This window comes from Arthrobacter sp. MMS24-T111 (assembly GCF_054888995.1).
The window spans coordinates 2,819,764-2,836,822 of sequence record NZ_JBTZRO010000001.1; the positions used below are offsets into that span (position 1 = coordinate 2,819,764).

Consider the following 17,059-nt stretch of genomic DNA (forward strand, 5'->3'; position numbering starts at 1 on the left):
GCGCGGGCAGACGGCGGCAGCAGCAATGACCCGGATAATCTCCGGCGCCGCGGGCGGTACCCCGCTGAACGCGGTCCCGGGTTCGTTGACCCGGCCCACCACCGACCGCGTCAAGGAAGCGCTGTTCTCCCGGCTGGACGCTTTTGGCGTGATCTCGGGCGCCAGGGTTCTGGACCTGTACGCGGGCTCCGGTTCCCTGGGCGTGGAAAGTGCCAGCAGGGGAGCGCAGGCCGTGGACCTGGTGGAGTCCGACGCGAAGGCCAGTGCGGTGTGCCAGCGCAACGCGGACCTCATCGACGGCGTACTTGGCCGCAAGACCGTCAGCGTGCACCGGGCCAGGGTGGAGCCCTTCCTTGACCGCGCGCCCGGCACCGCTGCCTGGGACCTCGTGTTCCTGGATCCGCCTTATCCACTGGATGAAGCGGCGCTGGCCGCGGTGCTCCAAAAGCTCGCCGGCCACCTGGCAGCAGGGGCTGTGGTGGTGGTGGAGCGGTCCTCGCGTTCTCCGGAGCCGGAGTGGCCCGACGGCGTGGCACGGTTTGCGGACAAAAAGTACGGCGAGACCCGGTTGTGGTTCGCCGAGCCGTCGGTGCCCGATGCCATATCCGCCGACGACCTGCCGGACGTTTCCGAGGGGTAGGGCCTGGCTTAGGCCGTGAAGGGGTCCAGGTCCACGCCGGCCAGGACCCGCGCAGGGTGGGGGCCGCGTGCGGCCAACTCTGTAGTCCACGATTCCGGCCAAGGGCCCTGCGTTCCTGCCAGGATGACGTTTCCCGGGTACCGTGCCTCGAACATTCCGGCTTCCCCGAACGCCGCAACATCGGCCATGGCCTCGCGCATGGCTGCCACCTGGCTCCTGACCAGCGTCAGGGCGGCCTCGTCGCCCACATTGACGATCAGCACCCCGTCCGGGCTCAGCCGGCCCCGGGCCTCCCGGTAGAAACCACTGGACGCGATGTGGGCCGGCGCCTCCGGCCCGGAAAAGATATCCAGGATGACGACGTCGAACGTCAGTCCCGGGGCCAGCGTGCCAAGTGCCTCCCGGGCATCGCCGATCATGGTGGTCAGGTCCGTGCCTTCGGGCAGGGGCAGGTGCCGCAGGACAAAGTCCAGCAGTTCGCGTTCCAGCTCCACCGCGTACTGCGGTGAGCCGGGGCGGGTGGCCTGGATGTAGCGTGCAAGGGTCAGCGCACCGGCGCCCAGGTGCAGCGCCTTCACCGGTTCCCCTGCCGGTGCGGCGAGATCCACCAGGTGGCCGATCCTGCGCAGGTACTCGTAGAAAATTTCGTCGGGCCGGCTGAGGTTGACATGGGACTGCTCCGCTCCGCCGATGCTGAGCACATAGCCGCCGTCCGTGAACGAGTCCGGTTCGATGGTGGCGTGCTGGCCGGTGGTCCGCAGGAACCGGCTCGCCGTTCCCACGGCGCCGCCGGACATCAGAGCCTGCCGCGGAGCGTTGCCAGCCGCGAGGCGGCTTCCTCCAGGACATCGGTCTTCTTGCAGAAGGCGAAGCGCAGCAGGCTTCTTGTACGTTCCGCGCCCTCGGGGTGGCAGAACACGGGGACCGGGATGGCGGCAACTCCCACCAATTCCGGCAGGCGCCGGGCGAGGTCCAGGGCGTCGGTGATGCCGAGCGGTGCGGTGTCCACGTTGACGAAGTAGGTGCCGCGGGGCGTGAAGACATCGAACCCGGCGTCCCTGAGCCCCGCGCTGAGGATGTCCCTTTTTTTCTCCAGGGTGGCCGCGATGCCGTGGAAGAAGGCGTCCGGCTGGCCCAGGCCCGTGGCGATTGCCGCCTGGAACGGGGTCCCGGAGCTGTAGGTGAGGAATTGCTTCACCGTACGCGCGGCGGCCACCAGGTCCTCCGGACCGGTCAGCCAGCCCACCTTCCATCCCGTCAGTGAGAACGTCTTCCCCGCGGAGGAGATGGTGATGGTGTTCGCAGCGGCTCCCGGCAGCGTTGCCACCGGGATATGGGGGACGCCGAACGTCAGGTGCTCGTACACCTCGTCGGTGACGATGATGCTGCCGTGCCTGGCTGCAAGGTCCACGACGCGCTGCAGCACGGCCTCCGGAAAAACGGCGCCGGTGGGATTGTGCGGGTTGTTCAGCAGGACCACCCGGGTGCGGTCACTGAAGGCCGACTCCAGGGCGGAGAGGTCAGGCATGAAGTCCGGGGCGGCCAGCGGCACGGTCACATGGGTTGCGCCGGTGAGGCCGATGACCGCGCCGTAGGAGTCATAGAAGGGCTCGAACGTCAGGACTTCGTCACCGGGCCCGGCGAAAGCCAGCAGCGAGGCCGCGATGCCTTCGGTGGCCCCGGTGGTGATGATGACCTCCGTGGCGGGGTCGGGCGTCAACCCGTAGAAGCGTTCCTGGTGCGCGGCCACCGCCTCGCGGAGTTCGGGGATGCCCCTGCCGGGTGCGTACTGGTTGGCTCCGGCGGCGATGGCCGCACGCGCCGCCTCCCTGATCTCCAGCGGCCCGTCCTCGTCCGGGAAGCCCTGGCCCAGGTTGATGGCACCCGTCCGGACGGCAAGGGTGGTCATCTCTTCGAAGATGGTGACCCCCAGTCGGCCGTCGGGCGCCAGCAGGTTGGCGCCGAGCGCTGTCCGCTGCCAGGGAGCAGGTGCCAGGGGCGTGGAAAGTTCCCGTGGAGGATGCATCCAGTCATGGTATCCCGGGCTTTCCATGCGGTAGGTTCGGAGCATGAGACGCGCTGTGTGCCCCGGATCCTTCGACCCCATCCACAACGGCCATCTCGAAGTCATTGCCAGGGCTGCCGGCCTTTTTGATGAGGTCATCGTGGCCATCTCCACCAACTACGCCAAGAAGTACATGTTCACCCTGGAGGAGCGGCTGGACATGGCGCGCGAGACGTTGGCTTCGCTCAAGGGGATCGTGGTGGAGCCTGTCGGCGCGGGACTCCTCGCGGAATACTGCCGCCACCGGGGGGTGTCCGCCATTGTCAAAGGGCTGCGCTCGTCGTCGGATTTTGACTACGAGCTGCCCATGGCGACGATGAACCGGCAGCTGAGCGGGGTGGAAACGGTGTTCCTCCCGGCGGAAGCCAGCTACGTCCACTTGTCGTCCACCCTGATCAAGGAGGTGGCGGCACTGGGCGGCAGTGTTAACGATTACGTGCCCCGCTCGGTGCACCGCCGCCTGGTGACCGGCGAGCCTGGCCCGGATCAGCAGCCGAGACGGTAGGCTGGATGGGTACTTCGGCGCCGCCGCATGCCGGTTTGAGTCACCATGGCTCTTCAGGCTAAGATGGTACGTCGGTCATATGTTCAACAGGAGTTCTCATTAAAAGAGATGCTGGTTCGCCCCTGGCGTTCGACGTCAAGGACCTCGGGCGCAGCCCGGGAAGCATGCGGACACTGAAGGAACATGTACCCGCACCGGGTGATCTTGGTGTGGCGCTCATTGGTGTTCAGGAAGGCTCGGATGTCGAGCTCGACCTGAGGCTGGAGGCCGTACACGAAGGAATTCTGGTATCAGGAACCGCAGCCGTCGAAGTAACCGGCGAATGCGGCCGATGCCTGGATCCCCTTGCGTATGACCTTGAGGTCAATGTGCAAGAACTTTTCTTCTATGAAGGCGCTGAGCTTTCGGACGGAGAAGAAGATGAAGAGCAACGTCGAGTCGAGCACGATGTAATCGATCTTGAACCGGTGTTGCGGGACGCGGTTGTCACCAACCTGCCGTTCCAGCCGGTGTGCCGGGAAGACTGCCAGGGCCTTTGCTCCGAATGCGGAGTTCGCCTGGAAGACGAGCCGGGGCACCACCACGAGGTCCTGGATCCTCGCTGGGCTGCCCTAGCTGATATGGCTAAGCCTGACCGGCAAAATTGATTTGTACGTGTTTGTCTAGAGAGAAATGAGTTAGCCGTGGCTGTTCCCAAGCGGAAAATGTCTCGCTCGAATACCCGCGCCCGCCGCTCGCAGTGGAAGGCGACCGCCCCCCACCTGGTGAAGACCGTTGAGAACGGCCAGGTCACCTACAGCCTGCCGCACCAGGCAAAGGTCGTTACCGACTCTGCTGGCACCGCGCTGTTCCTTGAGTACAAGGGCCGCAAGGTCGCTGACGTCTAATCGGCCCAACAGGCTGACTGATGTCGTCAACTGAAGAGCTTCTGAAGCGTCTCGGTGTCTCCATTGACGCCGGGACGCTTCGTCTTGCGCTCACCCACCGTTCGTATGCCTACGAGAATGGCGGCATACCCACCAACGAGCGGCTCGAGTTCCTGGGGGACTCCATCCTGGGCTTCTCGGTGACCGATGCCCTGTACCGGGACAACCCGGACCTGCCCGAAGGCGAGCTCGCCAAGCGCCGGTCCGCCGTCGTCAGCACCCGTGCCCTGGCCGGCATTGGACGCAGCCTGGGTATTGGCGAATACATCTACCTGGGGCAGGGTGAAAAGCTCACCCACGGGAAGAACAAGGCCTCCATCCTCGCGGACACCATGGAGGCCCTGATCGGCGCCACCTATGTCTCCAACGATATCGAGACCGCCCGCAGGCTGGTCATGCGGCTGATCGGCCCGATGCTGAAGGATGCCGCCGTCCTGGGCGCCGGAACCGACTGGAAAACCAGCATCCAGGAACTGGCTGCCAGCCGGCAGCTCGGGAGCATCCACTACGCCGTGGATGGCTCGGGCCCGGACCACGCCCGCACGTTCACCGCCGTCCTGAACATTGGCGGCAACGCCTACGGCAAGGGCTCCGGACACTCCAAAAAGGAAGCCGAGCAGGAAGCCGCGGCCGACGCCTGGCGGGTGCTTTCCGGGCCTGAAGCCCACGATGCCGCGGGTACGTCCGCCGGCTCCACAGCCGCGAAGTAGCGTCCGTGCCCGAACTGCCCGAGGTTGAGGTGGTGCGCCGCGGCCTGGTTCGCTGGGTTCGCGGCAGGACTATCCAAACCGTCGATGTCCTGGACCCGCGCTCCATCCGCCGCCACGCCCTCGGGGCCGGGGACTTCATCGGCAACCTTGAAGGCGCCACAGTGTCCGACGTCGTGCGCCGCGGCAAATTCCTGTGGATGCCGCTGACGGACAACGGCATCGCCGGGCCGGGACACGCCGAACAGCACCAGGCACCGGCGGTGGCACTGATGGCCCACTTGGGGATGAGCGGCCAGCTGTTGATGCAGGGCCCTGGCGTTCCTGACGAAACACACCTCAAAGTACGGTTGGGGCTCAGTCCACGTGAGGGCATGCCGGACCAGCTGCGGTTCGTTGACCAACGGATCTTCGGCGGCCTTTTCGTTACTGCCCTGGTGCCTACGGAGGACGGCGGCCCCGGCGGGCTCGCCGAATCGCCGCTTCCGTTGATCGCAGCGGAGGCAGCCCATATTGCCCGGGATCCGCTGGACCCCGCATTCTCCTTCGACCTCTTCTACCAGCGCCTCCGGAAACGGAAAACCGGCCTTAAACGGGCGCTCCTTGACCAGGGGTTGGTGTCCGGGATCGGGAACATCTACGCCGACGAAGCCCTGTGGCGCGCAAAACTGCACTTTGCGCGGGCCACCGATACCCTCCGCCGCGGCGAGGCCCAGCGGGTCCTGGACAGCGCCCGGGAGGTGATGCTGGACGCCCTGGCGGCCGGGGGCACCAGCTTCGACTCCCTGTACGTCAACGTCAACGGAGCTTCCGGCTACTTCGACAGGTCCCTCAACGCTTACGGGCGCCAGGGCGAGCCCTGCAAACGCTGTGCCGCAGCGGGAATCCAGTCGTTTATCCGGCGCGAGCAATTCATGAACCGCTCGTCCCACACCTGCCCGGTGTGCCAGCCCCGGCCACGGAACGGCCGCTGGTAGGTTTCCACAGGTGGGGCCCGCTGCACGCGCACCGCCTCCCGCCCCGGGAAGCACAGGCAGCCCTTCTACACCTCGATCTCGGACCGCAAGGGCGGCCAACAGGACCAGGCCGGCGCCGGTTCCGCCTCGGTCCGCCCGGCTTTCCGGTTGTCGCCGGTGATCATCTGGCTGGGTGTGGTCAGCATGATGACGGACATATCGTCCGAGTCCGTTGCCGGCATCGTCACCGGCGACAGAATTGGCAAAGGAATCCGCACGGCGCCGCGGGATGCCATGATTGCGGCGGAGGCCCAGCCGGAGCACCTTGCGCACTCCTTTGGCATCCACCGGCTGCTGGACTACATCGGGGGGACGCCGGCCCGCTCATCGCCTTCCTGGTCCTGATGCTGATCCCCAATGGCTTCAGCACCGTCTTTGGCGTCTCACTCGCCTTCGCCGTGATCGGCTGCTGTTCGTGGGCACCAACGCCGCCTTCCTGCTGTTCGCCGTGCCGGTTGGCAGGATCGCGGACCGGTGGGGGAATGTGCCTGTCTTCCTGGCCGGCCACGGTGCCTTGTTGGCCTGCTTCCTGCTGGCCGGGCTGCCAACTGCAGGGATCCCCGCCACCATCGGTTGTTTGCTGCTCCTGGGGCTCTTCTACGCCGCAACTGGTGGTGTCCTGGCGGCGCTTGTCAGCCGGCTGGCAGCACCCGAAAGGCTGGGCACCGCCCTGGGCGCCGCGCAGACGGTGGTGGCCATCAGCCGGATGGCGGCCGCATCCGGATTCGGCGTCCTCTGGTACGCCGCCGGGCCGGGCATGGCCGTTGCCATCGCGGCTGTGTTGCTGGCGGCAGCCATCGCCGGAGCGGCGCTGCTGTTCCGCGGCAGCACCGCAGGGGTGCCCGCCCCGTGAGGAAGCGGCTGCTCTTGCTGCTTGCGGTCGTCATAGCCACACTTAGCGCCGCAAGGCTGCGGACCGGAATAGCTGGGGCGTGACCTTCAGCCCTGGCAAGCCGAATGAGTTCTATGCCACCGCCTCGTCGCAGGGCAATATCTGGCTGGTCCACGGGGACATCGCCGCCCGGACGCTCACCGTCGCCGCGTCCGGCGTCGAGTGCCCTTCGATCTCACCCGACGGGCAACGGATCGCCTTCAAGAAATGCACATCCGGAACCCTGGCAGGAGCCCGGCAGCCCGCCGTCCTGGACCTTGCCACCGGGAACGTCGCCGTCCTGGGTGAGCAACGAGACCTGGACGACCAAACCGAGTGGCTCGACAACGGCACCATCCTGTACGGGATGCCCAGGGACGGCGCCGGTCCGGACAGCAACATCTGGTCCCTCTCCCTGGACCCCGGCGCGGCACCCCAGCTGTTCATCGAGCATGCCTGGTCGCCCGCCGTCGTCCGCTGACGCGCCGCCTCCGCGGTACTCAGGTGCGCCGCGTGCCCGCCGTTGAACCTGGCTGGTAGTAGCCGGCCAGCCGCGCCAGTCCCTCGTCCAGCGATACCTCCGGGGTCCAGTCCAGGAGCCTCCGGGTTTCGCGCTGGTCGAACCAGTGCGCCGTGGACAGCTGCTCGGCAAGGAAGGCCGTCATGGGAGGTTCCTCCTGGCGGCCAAACCGGAGCCAGGCCCGTTCCACCACCGAGCCGGCGATCCGCGCAAGCCTGCCGGGCACGGACCACGACGGAGCCGGCACTCCGCCGGCAGCGCAGATGCCTGCCAGCAACTCGCCGACAGGCCGGGGTTCCCCGTTAGTGACCACCAGGGCCTTGCCGTGGACGTGCCCCATGCGGTCCAGTGCCGCCACGATGGCGGCCGCCGCATTGTCAACGAACGTGGTGTCGATCAGGGCAGCGCCGGCATCGAGCAGTGGCAGCCGGCCCCGCGCGGCCCGGTCCAGCACACGCTCCACCAGCTGGGTGTCTCCCGGACCCCATACGACGTGCGGGCGCACCGCGGTGGTGCGGAAGTCCGGGGCGTCCGCTGCGAGGGCCAGCAGCTCGGCGCGGGCCTTGGTGCGCGCGTAGTTCCCATGCGCGTGTTCGGGGTCCGCCGGCTCCGCGCCTTGCCCGGCGATCGCGGCTCCCGTGTTGGCTACCGAGGGGGAGGACACGTACACCAGGTCCCGCACCCCGGCTTCGCGGGCGGCATCAAGCAGGCGCCGGGTCCCCTGGATGTTCACCTCCTCAAAGTCCGCTGCACGGCCTGTGAAGGAAACCTTGGCGGCAAGGTGGACCACCGCGGCCATGTCCCGCACCGCGTCCCGGACCGCTGCATCATCGGTGAGGGAGCCGCAACGGTCCGCGGCGCCGTCGACCCTGGAGGGACGCCGCTGGAAGGTGGCCACGGCGTGCCCCCGGCGTACCAGCAACGCGGCCACCTGCCGGCCCAGGAGCCCGCTCGCCCCGGTGACCAGGACTTTCATGGCGTCCCCGGACGGCCGCCGGCGAGCACCTTCGACGCCCACAGGGAAAGCCGGGTCCGGTCGATTTTGGCGTTGTGGCGGATATCCGTGGGCTGGGCGGGCACCACCAGGACCGCTGCAAGGGGCACGCCGGCTGCGGCCGCCGCCGCCCGCACCCGTGCGGCCAGTTGGGGATCCGCGGGACCTGCCTTGCGGACGGCCGGCATGGTTTCCACGACCGCGACGACGGCCTGGGTCCCCACCGGTCCCACCCCAACGACGGCGGCCATTCTGACACTGTCGAGGGATTCGATGGCCTGTTCGGGGCCTACCGGCGTTACCACCGACCCCGGAGCCGTCACGATGTGTGCCAGGCGCCCTTCCACCCACAGTCGTCCCTCGGCGTCGAAGTGTCCCACGTCCCCGGTGCGGTGCCAGCCGGTCGTGGCCGCGCTCGCCTGCTGGGTGAGCCAGAGCCGGTCGTAAGAGTCCTTGACATGCGGGGCGCTGACCAGGATCTCCCCGGTGACGCCGGGCGCCGTCACGGGTTCGGCCCCGGGAGTGGTGCCGTCCGCGGAAACGGTGCCGTCCGCCGCCAGTGGCAGGACGGCAACCCGGGCGCCATGGACGGGCAGGCCCACGCAGACCCCGTTGCCGGCCCCCGCTACGTTCCCGGTACCGGCAGCCCGGATTTGTTCGAGGCTGATGTCGGTGACGGGAAGGGCTTCGGTCATTCCGTACGGTGTGTGCAGCGAGGCCCGGGGCAGCAGCCGCTGCACCCCGGCGAGCAGGGGTTCAGGAACCGGGGCGCCGGCGGAGAGCAGCAGTTCCACGCGGGCCAACGCCGCGGCGCCGCCGGTGGTGAGGCCGTCTTGGGTGGCCAGGACGTTGCGCAGTGCCGCCGGGGAGGCGAAGACCACCGTTGCGTCGACAGCCGCGGCCGCTTGGGCGAGGGCACGTGCCGTCAAGGTACGCGGGGCCGTGACGTCCATGGCGGGCGTCACCGAGACGGCGCCCAGGGCCGGCCCCAGCAGGGCGAAGGGCGCGAAGCCCGCCACCAGCCGGTCACCCGGATTGATCCCGAAGGTTTCCGCCACGGTGTCCCGCATCGCTGCCAGCTGCCGGTGCGTGTAGAGGACGCCCTTGGCGGGTCCGGTTGAACCGGACGTGAACAGGACGGCTGCGGCCTGGTCCGGGTCCGGCTCATCGACGGTGCGGTGTCCACTCCGGGCACCTGCCCGTGCCAAGGCGGCGAGGGACGTTTCCGCCCCGAGGATGCGGCGGCGGGCCGCGGGCAGGTCGTGCACGCTGACGAGCCTGGCAGCCCAGCCGAGGGCGCGGGCTGCGGCCAGCGCCCTGTCGATCCCGACCAGGACATCCGGGGTGGCACCCTTCACGGCACGGCTCAGCCCCTTGGTGCCCAGGCCGGCGTCTGCCACGACCACCACGGCTCCCAGGCGCAGGCAGGCATAGAGCGCCACCGTGAGGTCCACGCCGGGCGGGACCATCAGGCTTACGCGGCTTCCGTTGCCGACGCCTATTCCGGCGAGTCCTGCAGACACGTCGGCAACGTTCTTTTCCAGTTGTGCCCAGGTGAGCGAGCGGGCGGTAGTGCCGTCGGGCGCCATCTCGGAAATCGCGGTCCCGGTACCGGAGGGACCGGCCGACAGTTCACCGAGGAGTGCCCAAAGGGGGCGGAACGTGTCCTGCCCGGCGGGTAAGGGGTCGCCCTGTCCGGTGCCCTGCGTCCCGGCTCTGCCGGCCGCAGCGGTTCCGTCCGTCCCGGCACCGCTGCCGGCGATGTTGGCGGTGAGCCAGTCGAAGACGGCCGGTGCGATGTCCCGGTCTTCCGCGAGCAGGTGTCCGGCGCCCTCGTAGCGGTGCACCTTGGCTGCGGGTATCCGTTGGATGAGGTCCTTGAGGTACCGGTCGGAGAAGATCGGGTCCCGCGGGCCCCACAACATTAGGGCGGGGACGTCCAGGCCGCGCAGGCCCTCCGCCACACGGGCCAGCTCCGGGTGGCTGGGATGGGATGGGTCCACGGGGATGTCGGCGACAAAGTTTCCCACGCCCTCACGGCGGGAAGCCCCGCGGTAGGGGGCCATGTAGGCGGCGCGGATATCCGCGGGCAGCGGCGGGCTGGCGAGCGAGTGCGTCACCCGCAGGAAAGCGTCCGACGTCGTGGTTCCCCACTTGTGCACGGCGGGGTGAAGCGCCAGACGCAGCGCCGGCGGGATCTGCGAACTGCCGGGTTGATGGACGGCGGTGTTGGTGAGCACCACACCGGCGAGCTGGTGATGATGGGCCAGGGCCCAGCCGAGGCTGATCACGCCGCCCCAGTCGTGGCCGGCGGTGACCACCGGACCTTGGAGGCCCAGCACATCGGTGAGGTCGCCGAGGTCGCTGATCCTGTCGGCGAGGCGGCGGAACACGCCGGTGCGTTCGGAGAAGCCCATGTCCAGTTGGTCCACCGCCACCACGCGCCAAGGATGGACCGGATCGGTTCCGGCGGCAAGGAAACGCCGCCAAAGGTAGGACCAAGTGGGGTTGCCGTGGACGCACAGCAGGGTTCCGGCCGGGGCCAGGCCCAGCCGCTCCAGCTGCGGGCCGTTATCGAGCACATGCCAGCGGTGCACCGTGCCTGCCGGGTCCGCGGCCGCGGTGGACGGAACATCGATCCGGCGCGACCACTCGGCGTCCACGCCAGGCCAGGCCGCGATCACCAAACGATTTCCAGCATTGCGGTGTTCAGGCCCGAACCGACGCCCATGCACAGGACCCGGTCACCGCTTCCCAGGGTCTGCGTCTCGGCGGCCAGCGTCATCGGCAACGACGCCGGGCCCACGTTGCCCCAGTGCGGGAATGTGATGGGTACCTTGTCCGGATCAAGGTCGATCGCGTTGATGATCGCCTGGGTATAGGCGTTGCTCACCTGGTGCGTGACGTAGCGGTCCATCTCCGCCCAGTCCCACTCCGGCTGGGCCTCGTGCCAAGCATCGACCACAAGTTGCAGGCCGCCGTCGAGCAAGCCCTTGGTGTCGGTAGCCATGCCGTCGATGCCGCCCACGCAGAGTTCGTGGTGCTCGGTGCCGGCCCGCATCACACCGCCCACGATCCGGTGGGCGCCCGGGTGCTGGTCCGCCGGACCCAGGACGGCGGCGGCCGCCCCGGAACCGAGCGTCAGCGTGGCGAATTCCCGGTTGAAGTCGTCACGCGTCGTTTCGGGGCGCTGCAGCCGGGCAAGCGTGGCTTCCTGGGTCAGCTGGGCATCCTCGCCGTTAACGATCACCGCGTACCGGATCTGGCCGGAATCGATCATGTTGGCGGCGAGGGTCAGCGCGTTGACGAACCCCAGGCAGGCGTTGGCGAGGTCGAAGTTCATCGCCGACGACGGCAGGCTGAGTCCGTGATGGATCTTCACCGCAACCGAGGGTTCCAGGTTCCGCCGCGTCACCGACGTGTTGATTAACAGGCCCACCTCCGACGCTTCGATGCCTGCCTCGGCCAAAGCCTTGGCGCCGGCCTCAATGGCAGCATCATCGAACGAAGTTCCCGCAGCCCACCAGCGGCGGTGCGTGATACCGGCCACGCGCTCAAGCAGCCGCGGCGGAAACTTCAGCCGCTGCAGGGTGGAGGCCAGCCTGCGGTCGAAATCCGTGGAGCTGACGATCCGCGGAGCCTCGACGCTGCTTACGGAAAGCAGCGCGGTATTGCTGTGCCGGAAGGTTGCGTTACCTGCCAATTCAAGCCCCTCTTCGTTTTTGTCCTGCAGCCACGCGGTGACTGTACCCACATCAGTGCAGGCCCAAGAGCTTAACTATGCCTTTGCTGCCCCCGATCATGCATATTGGCCGGGGGCGCCGCCGCCGGCCGCGGAGTGCTGGACGGGAAATGTCGCTTCTGCGCAGTAGATTATAGGGAGCCGGTTCCAGCATCGTTCCCTACCCCGCCAGGAGACCAGGAAAGCCTTGCACCTCAAAAGCCTCACCGTCCGGGGGTTCAAGTCCTTTGCGTCGGCCACCACCTTCGACTTCGAACCCGGCGTCACCGCCGTCGTGGGTCCCAACGGCTCCGGCAAGTCCAACGTGGTTGACGCCCTGGCGTGGGTCATGGGCGAGCAAGGAGCCAAGACGCTTCGCGGCGGCAAGATGGAGGATGTCATCTTCGCCGGGACGTCCGGCCGGCCGCCGCTGGGACGCGCCCATGTCTCGCTGACCATCGACAACACCGACGGCGCCCTGCCCATCGAGTACAGCGAAGTGACCATTTCGCGGACCTTGTTCCGGACAGGCGGATCCGAGTACGCCATCAACGGAGCCGGTTGCCGGTTGCTGGACATCCAGGAACTGTTGTCCGATTCCGGGCTGGGCCGGGAAATGCACGTCATTGTGGGCCAAGGGCAGCTGGACCGGGTGCTGCACGCCACCCCGGAGGACCGGCGCGGATTTATCGAAGAAGCCGCCGGCATCCTCAAGCACCGGCGGCGCAAGGAGCGGACAGTCCGCAAACTGGAGGCGATGCAGGCCAACCTCCAACGGCTGACCGACCTCACGGGGGAGATCCGGCGCCAGCTCACGCCGCTGGGCAAGCAGGCGGAAGTGGCCCGCCGCGCCCAGCGTGTGCAGTTCGATGTCCGGGACGCCAGGGCACGCCTCCTGGCCGATGACCTTGTCCAGCTCCAGCATGCCCTCGAACAGGACGTGGCCGACGAAGCCGCACTCAAGGCCCGGCGGACCGCCGTCGAACAGGACCTTGAAGCCGGCCGCAGGCAGCAGGCCGCCCTGGAACAGCTGGCCGCGGAGGCCACCCCCCGGCTCAACGCTGCCCGCGATACCTGGTACCGGCTGTCAACCGCCCGGGAACGGCTCCGTTCACTGGGCACCTTGGCTACCGAACGCAGCCGCCTGCTGGGCTCCGACGATGCCCCGGCCCCGTCCGGGCGGGACCCGGAACAACTGGAACGCCAAGCTGCACGGGTGCGGCAGGAGTTGGCCGAACTCGAGGCGGACATTGTGCGCCGGCGCGGTGTCCTGGATGCCGCAAGCACCGCGAAGGCCGACGCCGAACAGGCTGCGCGCGCCGAGGACCAGCGGCTCACCGCCCAGTTGAGGGCGGCCGCTGACCGCCGGGAAGGCCTGGCGCGCCTCGCCGGGCAGGTCGCGGCGGCACGGTCCAGGGTGGAGTCCGCCCAGGCCGAGCTGGGCCGGCTCCGCGAATCCCTTGCCGCCGGCACCGAACGGCGCGCCAAGGCACAATCCGAATTCACGGCCCTGGAAAACCAGGTGGCTGGAGTGGAGGAGGGGGAGGAGTCCCTCGACGCCGAGTACGAGGCCGCCAGCGATGTGCTCGATGCGGTGCTGGGCGACATCGCAGGCCTCAAGAACGCCGTCAACGAAGGAATCCGCAAACGGGACGCCCTCGCCGCGCGCCTGGACGCCCTGAAACTCGGCCTTGACCGCAAGGACGGCGCCCGGCACGTGATGGAGGCCGGCCTCCCGGGCATACAGGGCAGCCTCGCAGCCGCACTCACCGTGCAGGCCGGGTTCGAGGCCGCCATCGCTGCTGCACTGGGGCAGGCGTCGGAGGCCGTCCTCGTCCAGGACACCGGCACGGCGGCCGCGGTCCTGCAGGTGCTTAAAGACGACGACGGCGGCCGGGCGGCCCTCCTCCTCGCGTCCGCTGCCGTGGACCAGCCAACGGACGCCCCGGACCTGGAGCTTCCCGGCGGCGCCCGGTGGGCTGCCGGATTGGTGGACGGCCCGGCGGTGGAGGTGGCACTGGTACGGCACCTGCTGTCCGGAACCGTCGTCGTCCCCGGGATGGACGCCGCGGCGGCGCTGGTAGCCTCGCAGCCCGGCGTCACGGCCGTCACCCGGGAAGGCGACGTGTTCACCGCCGTCTCGGCCACCGGCGGTTCGGCCAAAGCACCATCCCTCCTGGAGGTGCAGGCAGCCGTGGACGACGCCGGACGTGAGCTTTCGACGGTGACGGCGGACCTGGAGCGGAACAGGTTCGCACTGGCCGCCGCCGAGGCCCGGCGCGCCGGGGCACAGGAGGCTGCGGACGCTGCCCTGGACCGGCTGCATGAATCCGATGCCCGGCTCGCCGCCGTCGCCGAACGCCTGGGGCACCTCAACTCGGTCCTGCGCAGCGCCGTCGGCGAAAGCGACCGACTGGCAGCCTCCCTGGCCCGCGCAGAAGAGAACGTGGCCGCCGAGGAAGAAGCGCTCGCAGCCATCACCGCCCGGCTCGTGGCCGCCCAGGAAGCTCCTGTCGAGCAGGAACCCTCCACCGAACAGCGCGACGACTGGCCGGAGCCGCGTCTGCCGCCCGCGCCGCCGAGGTGGAAGCACGGTTGTCCCTGCGCAGCGCAGAGGAGCAACTGGCGGCCACCGGCAACCGGGCAGCCTCCCTCGAACGCGCGGCCGCCACGGAGCGCCGGGCGCGGGAGGAAGCGGCCGAACGCGCGCGGCGCCGCCGCATCCAGGCCCGGCGGGCCGCAGCCGTTTCCGCGGCGGTGGAGATGGCCCTTGGCTATGTGGATATCTCGGTCGAGCTCGCCCGGCATGAACGCGACCTCGCGGAGGAGAACCGGGAGCTGCGGGACCGCGGACTCCGGGAGATCCGGGAATCGAACGACGCCCTGGCCCGCGAACTGGCGGAGCTCACAGACAATGTGCACCGCGACGAACTTGCCCGGGCCCAGCAGCGGGCCAGGATCGAGGCGGTGGAAGCGCGGTCCGTGGACGAACTGGGCATTACCCCGGAGGCCTTGGTCGCGGAGTTTGGGCCGCACGTCCCCGTGCCGGTCCCGGCCGAAGAGTCCGGCGACAAATGGGCCGCCCTGCGTGCTCCTGTCGACGCCGGCGGCGAGGAGATCCGCGAAGGCAAACCCTATGTGCGGCAGGAGCAGGAGAAGCGGCTGCGGAAGGCCGAACGGGACCTCGCAAGCCTGGGCAAGGTCAACCCGCTGGCGCTGGAGGAATTCGCGGCGCTGGAGGAGCGGCACCAGTTCCTCAGCACCCAGCTTGAAGACCTCAAGGCGTCCCGCCGTGACCTGCTGGACATCATCAAAGAGGTGGATGACCGGGTCCAGCGGGTATTCGCGGAAGCCTTCGAGGACACCCAGGCCCAGTTCGTCAGGGTCTTCGAGCGGCTGTTCCCGGGCGGCGAGGGGCGCCTGGTCCTCACCGACCCCGCCGACATGCTGACCACCGGCATTGACGTGGAGGCCCGTCCCGCCGGCAAGAAGATCAAGCGGCTCTCCCTGCTCTCCGGCGGCGAACGCTCACTCACCGCGGTGGCCCTGCTGGTGGCCATCTTCAAGGCCCGGCCGTCCCCGTTCTATGTCATGGACGAGGTGGAGGCGGCGCTGGATGACACCAACCTGGGCCGCCTGATCACCATCTTCGAGGAACTCCGGGAGTCCAGCCAGCTGATCGTCATCACCCACCAAAAGCGGACCATGGAAGTGGCGGACGCGCTCTATGGCGTCACCATGCGCGGCGACGGCGTCTCCACCGTCATCAGCCAGCGCATCGGGGCCGAGGTGTAGCAGCCGCACCTCCGGCATCGGAGCAGGTCAGGCGCCCTGCCGGCGCCCGGACCGGGCCGACCCCGTATGAGAAGCTAGGGGAGTGAATGACATCCTTCCCATTGTCCTGTCCATCCTTGCTGCCGTGGTGGTCATCGGCGCGCTGATCCCGGTCCTGATCAAGACGCGGAGGAACATCACCCGCTACCCGGAAACCCGGGACGCGAACGATCCCGAGGTCCGCTCCGGGGGCGGCACGGCGGTGGATGACAGCACCGGCACCATTGAACGCGGAACCCCCGGCGGCGCTGGCCCCGACGTTGTGGACACCACCACCGTCCCGGACGATGCCGCCGGACTCGAAACCATCCCGGTCGAAACCCCGCTGCCAGTCGCAGGGCGCCTCACCCGGCTGCGGGAACGGCTGGTCCGCTCCAACAACATCATGGGCAAGGGCCTGCTGGCCCTGCTGTCCAGCGACCGGATCGACGAGAGCGTTTGGGACGAGGTGGAGGAAACGCTCCTGCTCGCTGACCTGGGTACCGAACCCACCATGCAGCTGGTGGATGCCCTCCGCGAGCGGGTCAAGGTCCTGGGCACCAGGACCCCCGAACATGTCAAGGCCATGCTCCGCGAAGAACTCATCAAACTGGTCGATCCCAGCATGGACCGCAGCCTGAACGTGGAGCGGCACGCGGACAAGCCCGCCGTCATGATGGTGGTGGGCGTCAACGGCGTCGGTAAGACCACCACCGTGGGCAAGCTGGCACGGGTCCTGGTGGCCGAGGACAAGGACGTCCTGCTTGGGGCAGCGGACACCTTCCGGGCCGCCGCCGCCGAGCAGTTGGCAACCTGGGGCCAGCGGGTGGGCGTGCCCACCGTGAAGTCCGACATCGACGGCGCGGATCCTGCGTCGGTCGCCTACGAAGCGGTGAAGGCAGGCATTGAGCAGGAAGTCGACGTCGTCATGATCGATACCGCCGGGCGCCTGCAGAACAAGGTGGGCCTGATGGATGAACTGGGCAAGGTCAAGCGCGTGGTGGAGAAGCTGGCCGAGGTGGACGAGGTCCTGCTGGTGCTGGACGCCACCACCGGCCAGAACGGCCTGAACCAGGCGAGGGTCTTCTCCGAGGTGGTCAACATCACCGGCATCGTGTTGACCAAACTGGATGGAACCGCCAAAGGCGGCATCGTCGTCGCCATCCAGCGGGCGCTTGGCGTGCCCGTCAAACTCGTGGGCCTGGGCGAAGGCGCCGACGACCTCGCCCCGTTCGATACCGAAAGCTTCGTTGACGCGCTGCTGAACTAGCTGCCCGCCCC

General features: G+C 68.5%; 15 protein-coding genes and 1 pseudogene. 11 read left to right on the forward strand and 5 right to left on the reverse strand.

All coding sequences use genetic code 11. The annotated features are described in order from the left end of the window. Positions 1-25: 25 nt before the first annotated feature. Entirely contained in the window at positions 26-640 is a 615-nt protein-coding gene (gene rsmD / locus ACX5I6_RS13195) for a 16S rRNA (guanine(966)-N(2))-methyltransferase RsmD (RefSeq protein ID WP_461840756.1), read from the forward strand. Positions 641-648: 8 nt separating this feature from the next. On the opposite strand, the gene ACX5I6_RS13200 is transcribed toward rsmD, so the two are convergent. Together ACX5I6_RS13200 and ACX5I6_RS13205 are read right to left on the reverse strand one after the other, a co-directional pair. Beyond that, entirely contained in the window at positions 649-1,437 is a 789-nt protein-coding gene (locus tag ACX5I6_RS13200) for a spermidine synthase (protein ID WP_461840757.1), read from the reverse strand. Beyond that, on the reverse strand, positions 1,437-2,666 hold the full coding sequence (locus ACX5I6_RS13205) for an aminotransferase class I/II-fold pyridoxal phosphate-dependent enzyme (RefSeq protein WP_461840758.1): 1,230 nt from the start codon (positions 2,664-2,666) through the stop codon (positions 1,437-1,439). Before ACX5I6_RS13205 ends, ACX5I6_RS13200 begins: the two co-directional genes overlap by 1 nt. 43 nt (positions 2,667-2,709) lie before the next feature. Here ACX5I6_RS13205 and coaD point away from each other — a divergent pair, with 43 nt between their 5' ends. The 8 genes from coaD (at position 2,710) to ACX5I6_RS13245 (ending at position 7,211) form a co-directional block, all read left to right on the forward strand. Beyond that, positions 2,710-3,210: a pantetheine-phosphate adenylyltransferase gene (coaD, locus tag ACX5I6_RS13210; protein WP_461840759.1), complete on the forward strand. Its 501-nt coding sequence runs from the start codon at positions 2,710-2,712 to the stop codon at positions 3,208-3,210. Between the two features lie 122 nt (positions 3,211-3,332). Then, positions 3,333-3,857 (forward strand): YceD family protein, encoded by a 525-nt coding sequence (locus tag ACX5I6_RS13215; protein WP_081624091.1) that lies wholly within the window; start codon positions 3,333-3,335, stop codon positions 3,855-3,857. A 36-nt stretch (positions 3,858-3,893) separates the two neighbouring features. Next, on the forward strand, positions 3,894-4,097 hold the full coding sequence (gene rpmF, locus ACX5I6_RS13220; protein WP_009356569.1) for a 50S ribosomal protein L32: 204 nt from the start codon (positions 3,894-3,896) through the stop codon (positions 4,095-4,097). A gap of 20 nt (positions 4,098-4,117) precedes the next feature. Beyond that, on the forward strand, positions 4,118-4,846 hold the full coding sequence (gene rnc, locus ACX5I6_RS13225) for a ribonuclease III (RefSeq protein WP_461840760.1): 729 nt from the start codon (positions 4,118-4,120) through the stop codon (positions 4,844-4,846). Between the two features lie 5 nt (positions 4,847-4,851). After that, positions 4,852-5,820: a bifunctional DNA-formamidopyrimidine glycosylase/DNA-(apurinic or apyrimidinic site) lyase gene (gene mutM, locus ACX5I6_RS13230; protein ID WP_461840761.1), complete on the forward strand. Its 969-nt coding sequence runs from the start codon at positions 4,852-4,854 to the stop codon at positions 5,818-5,820. 183 nt (positions 5,821-6,003) lie between these two features. Continuing rightward, the gene (locus tag ACX5I6_RS13235) at positions 6,004-6,204 is read left to right on the forward strand and encodes a hypothetical protein (RefSeq protein ID WP_461840762.1); all 201 of its coding nucleotides are present in this window, start codon (positions 6,004-6,006) and stop codon (positions 6,202-6,204) included. Between the two features lie 70 nt (positions 6,205-6,274). After that, positions 6,275-6,712, forward strand: a complete 438-nt coding sequence (locus tag ACX5I6_RS13240; protein ID WP_461840763.1) for an MFS transporter — start codon at positions 6,275-6,277, stop codon at positions 6,710-6,712. Between the two features lie 79 nt (positions 6,713-6,791). Continuing rightward, positions 6,792-7,211 (forward strand): TolB family protein, encoded by a 420-nt coding sequence (locus ACX5I6_RS13245; protein ID WP_461840764.1) that lies wholly within the window; start codon positions 6,792-6,794, stop codon positions 7,209-7,211. Positions 7,212-7,230: 19 nt separating this feature from the next. Here the strand turns inward: ACX5I6_RS13245 and ACX5I6_RS13250 are convergent, their stop codons facing one another. The 3 genes from ACX5I6_RS13250 to ACX5I6_RS13260 are packed head-to-tail and all read right to left on the reverse strand — an operon-like array spanning position 7,231 to position 11,947. Further along, positions 7,231-8,226, reverse strand: a complete 996-nt coding sequence (locus ACX5I6_RS13250; RefSeq protein ID WP_461840765.1) for an NAD-dependent epimerase/dehydratase family protein — start codon at positions 8,224-8,226, stop codon at positions 7,231-7,233. Then, complete coding sequence (locus ACX5I6_RS13255) at positions 8,223-10,931, reverse strand: alpha/beta fold hydrolase (RefSeq protein WP_461840766.1); 2,709 nt, start codon at positions 10,929-10,931, stop codon at positions 8,223-8,225. The genes ACX5I6_RS13250 and ACX5I6_RS13255 overlap by 4 nt, the downstream gene beginning before the upstream one ends. Beyond that, positions 10,925-11,947 carry a 3-oxoacyl-ACP synthase III gene (locus ACX5I6_RS13260; protein ID WP_285247645.1) on the reverse strand — a complete coding sequence of 341 codons (1,023 nt, stop codon included), beginning with the start codon at positions 11,945-11,947 and terminating at the stop codon, positions 10,925-10,927. The genes ACX5I6_RS13255 and ACX5I6_RS13260 overlap by 7 nt, the downstream gene beginning before the upstream one ends. A gap of 226 nt (positions 11,948-12,173) precedes the next feature. Between ACX5I6_RS13260 and smc the strand changes: the two are divergent. Then, positions 12,174-15,760: pseudogene (gene smc, locus ACX5I6_RS13265) on the forward strand (chromosome segregation protein SMC). 82 nt (positions 15,761-15,842) lie between these two features. After that, positions 15,843-17,048 (forward strand): signal recognition particle-docking protein FtsY, encoded by a 1,206-nt coding sequence (gene ftsY / locus ACX5I6_RS13270; RefSeq protein ID WP_461840767.1) that lies wholly within the window; start codon positions 15,843-15,845, stop codon positions 17,046-17,048. Positions 17,049-17,059 lie beyond the last annotated feature (11 nt).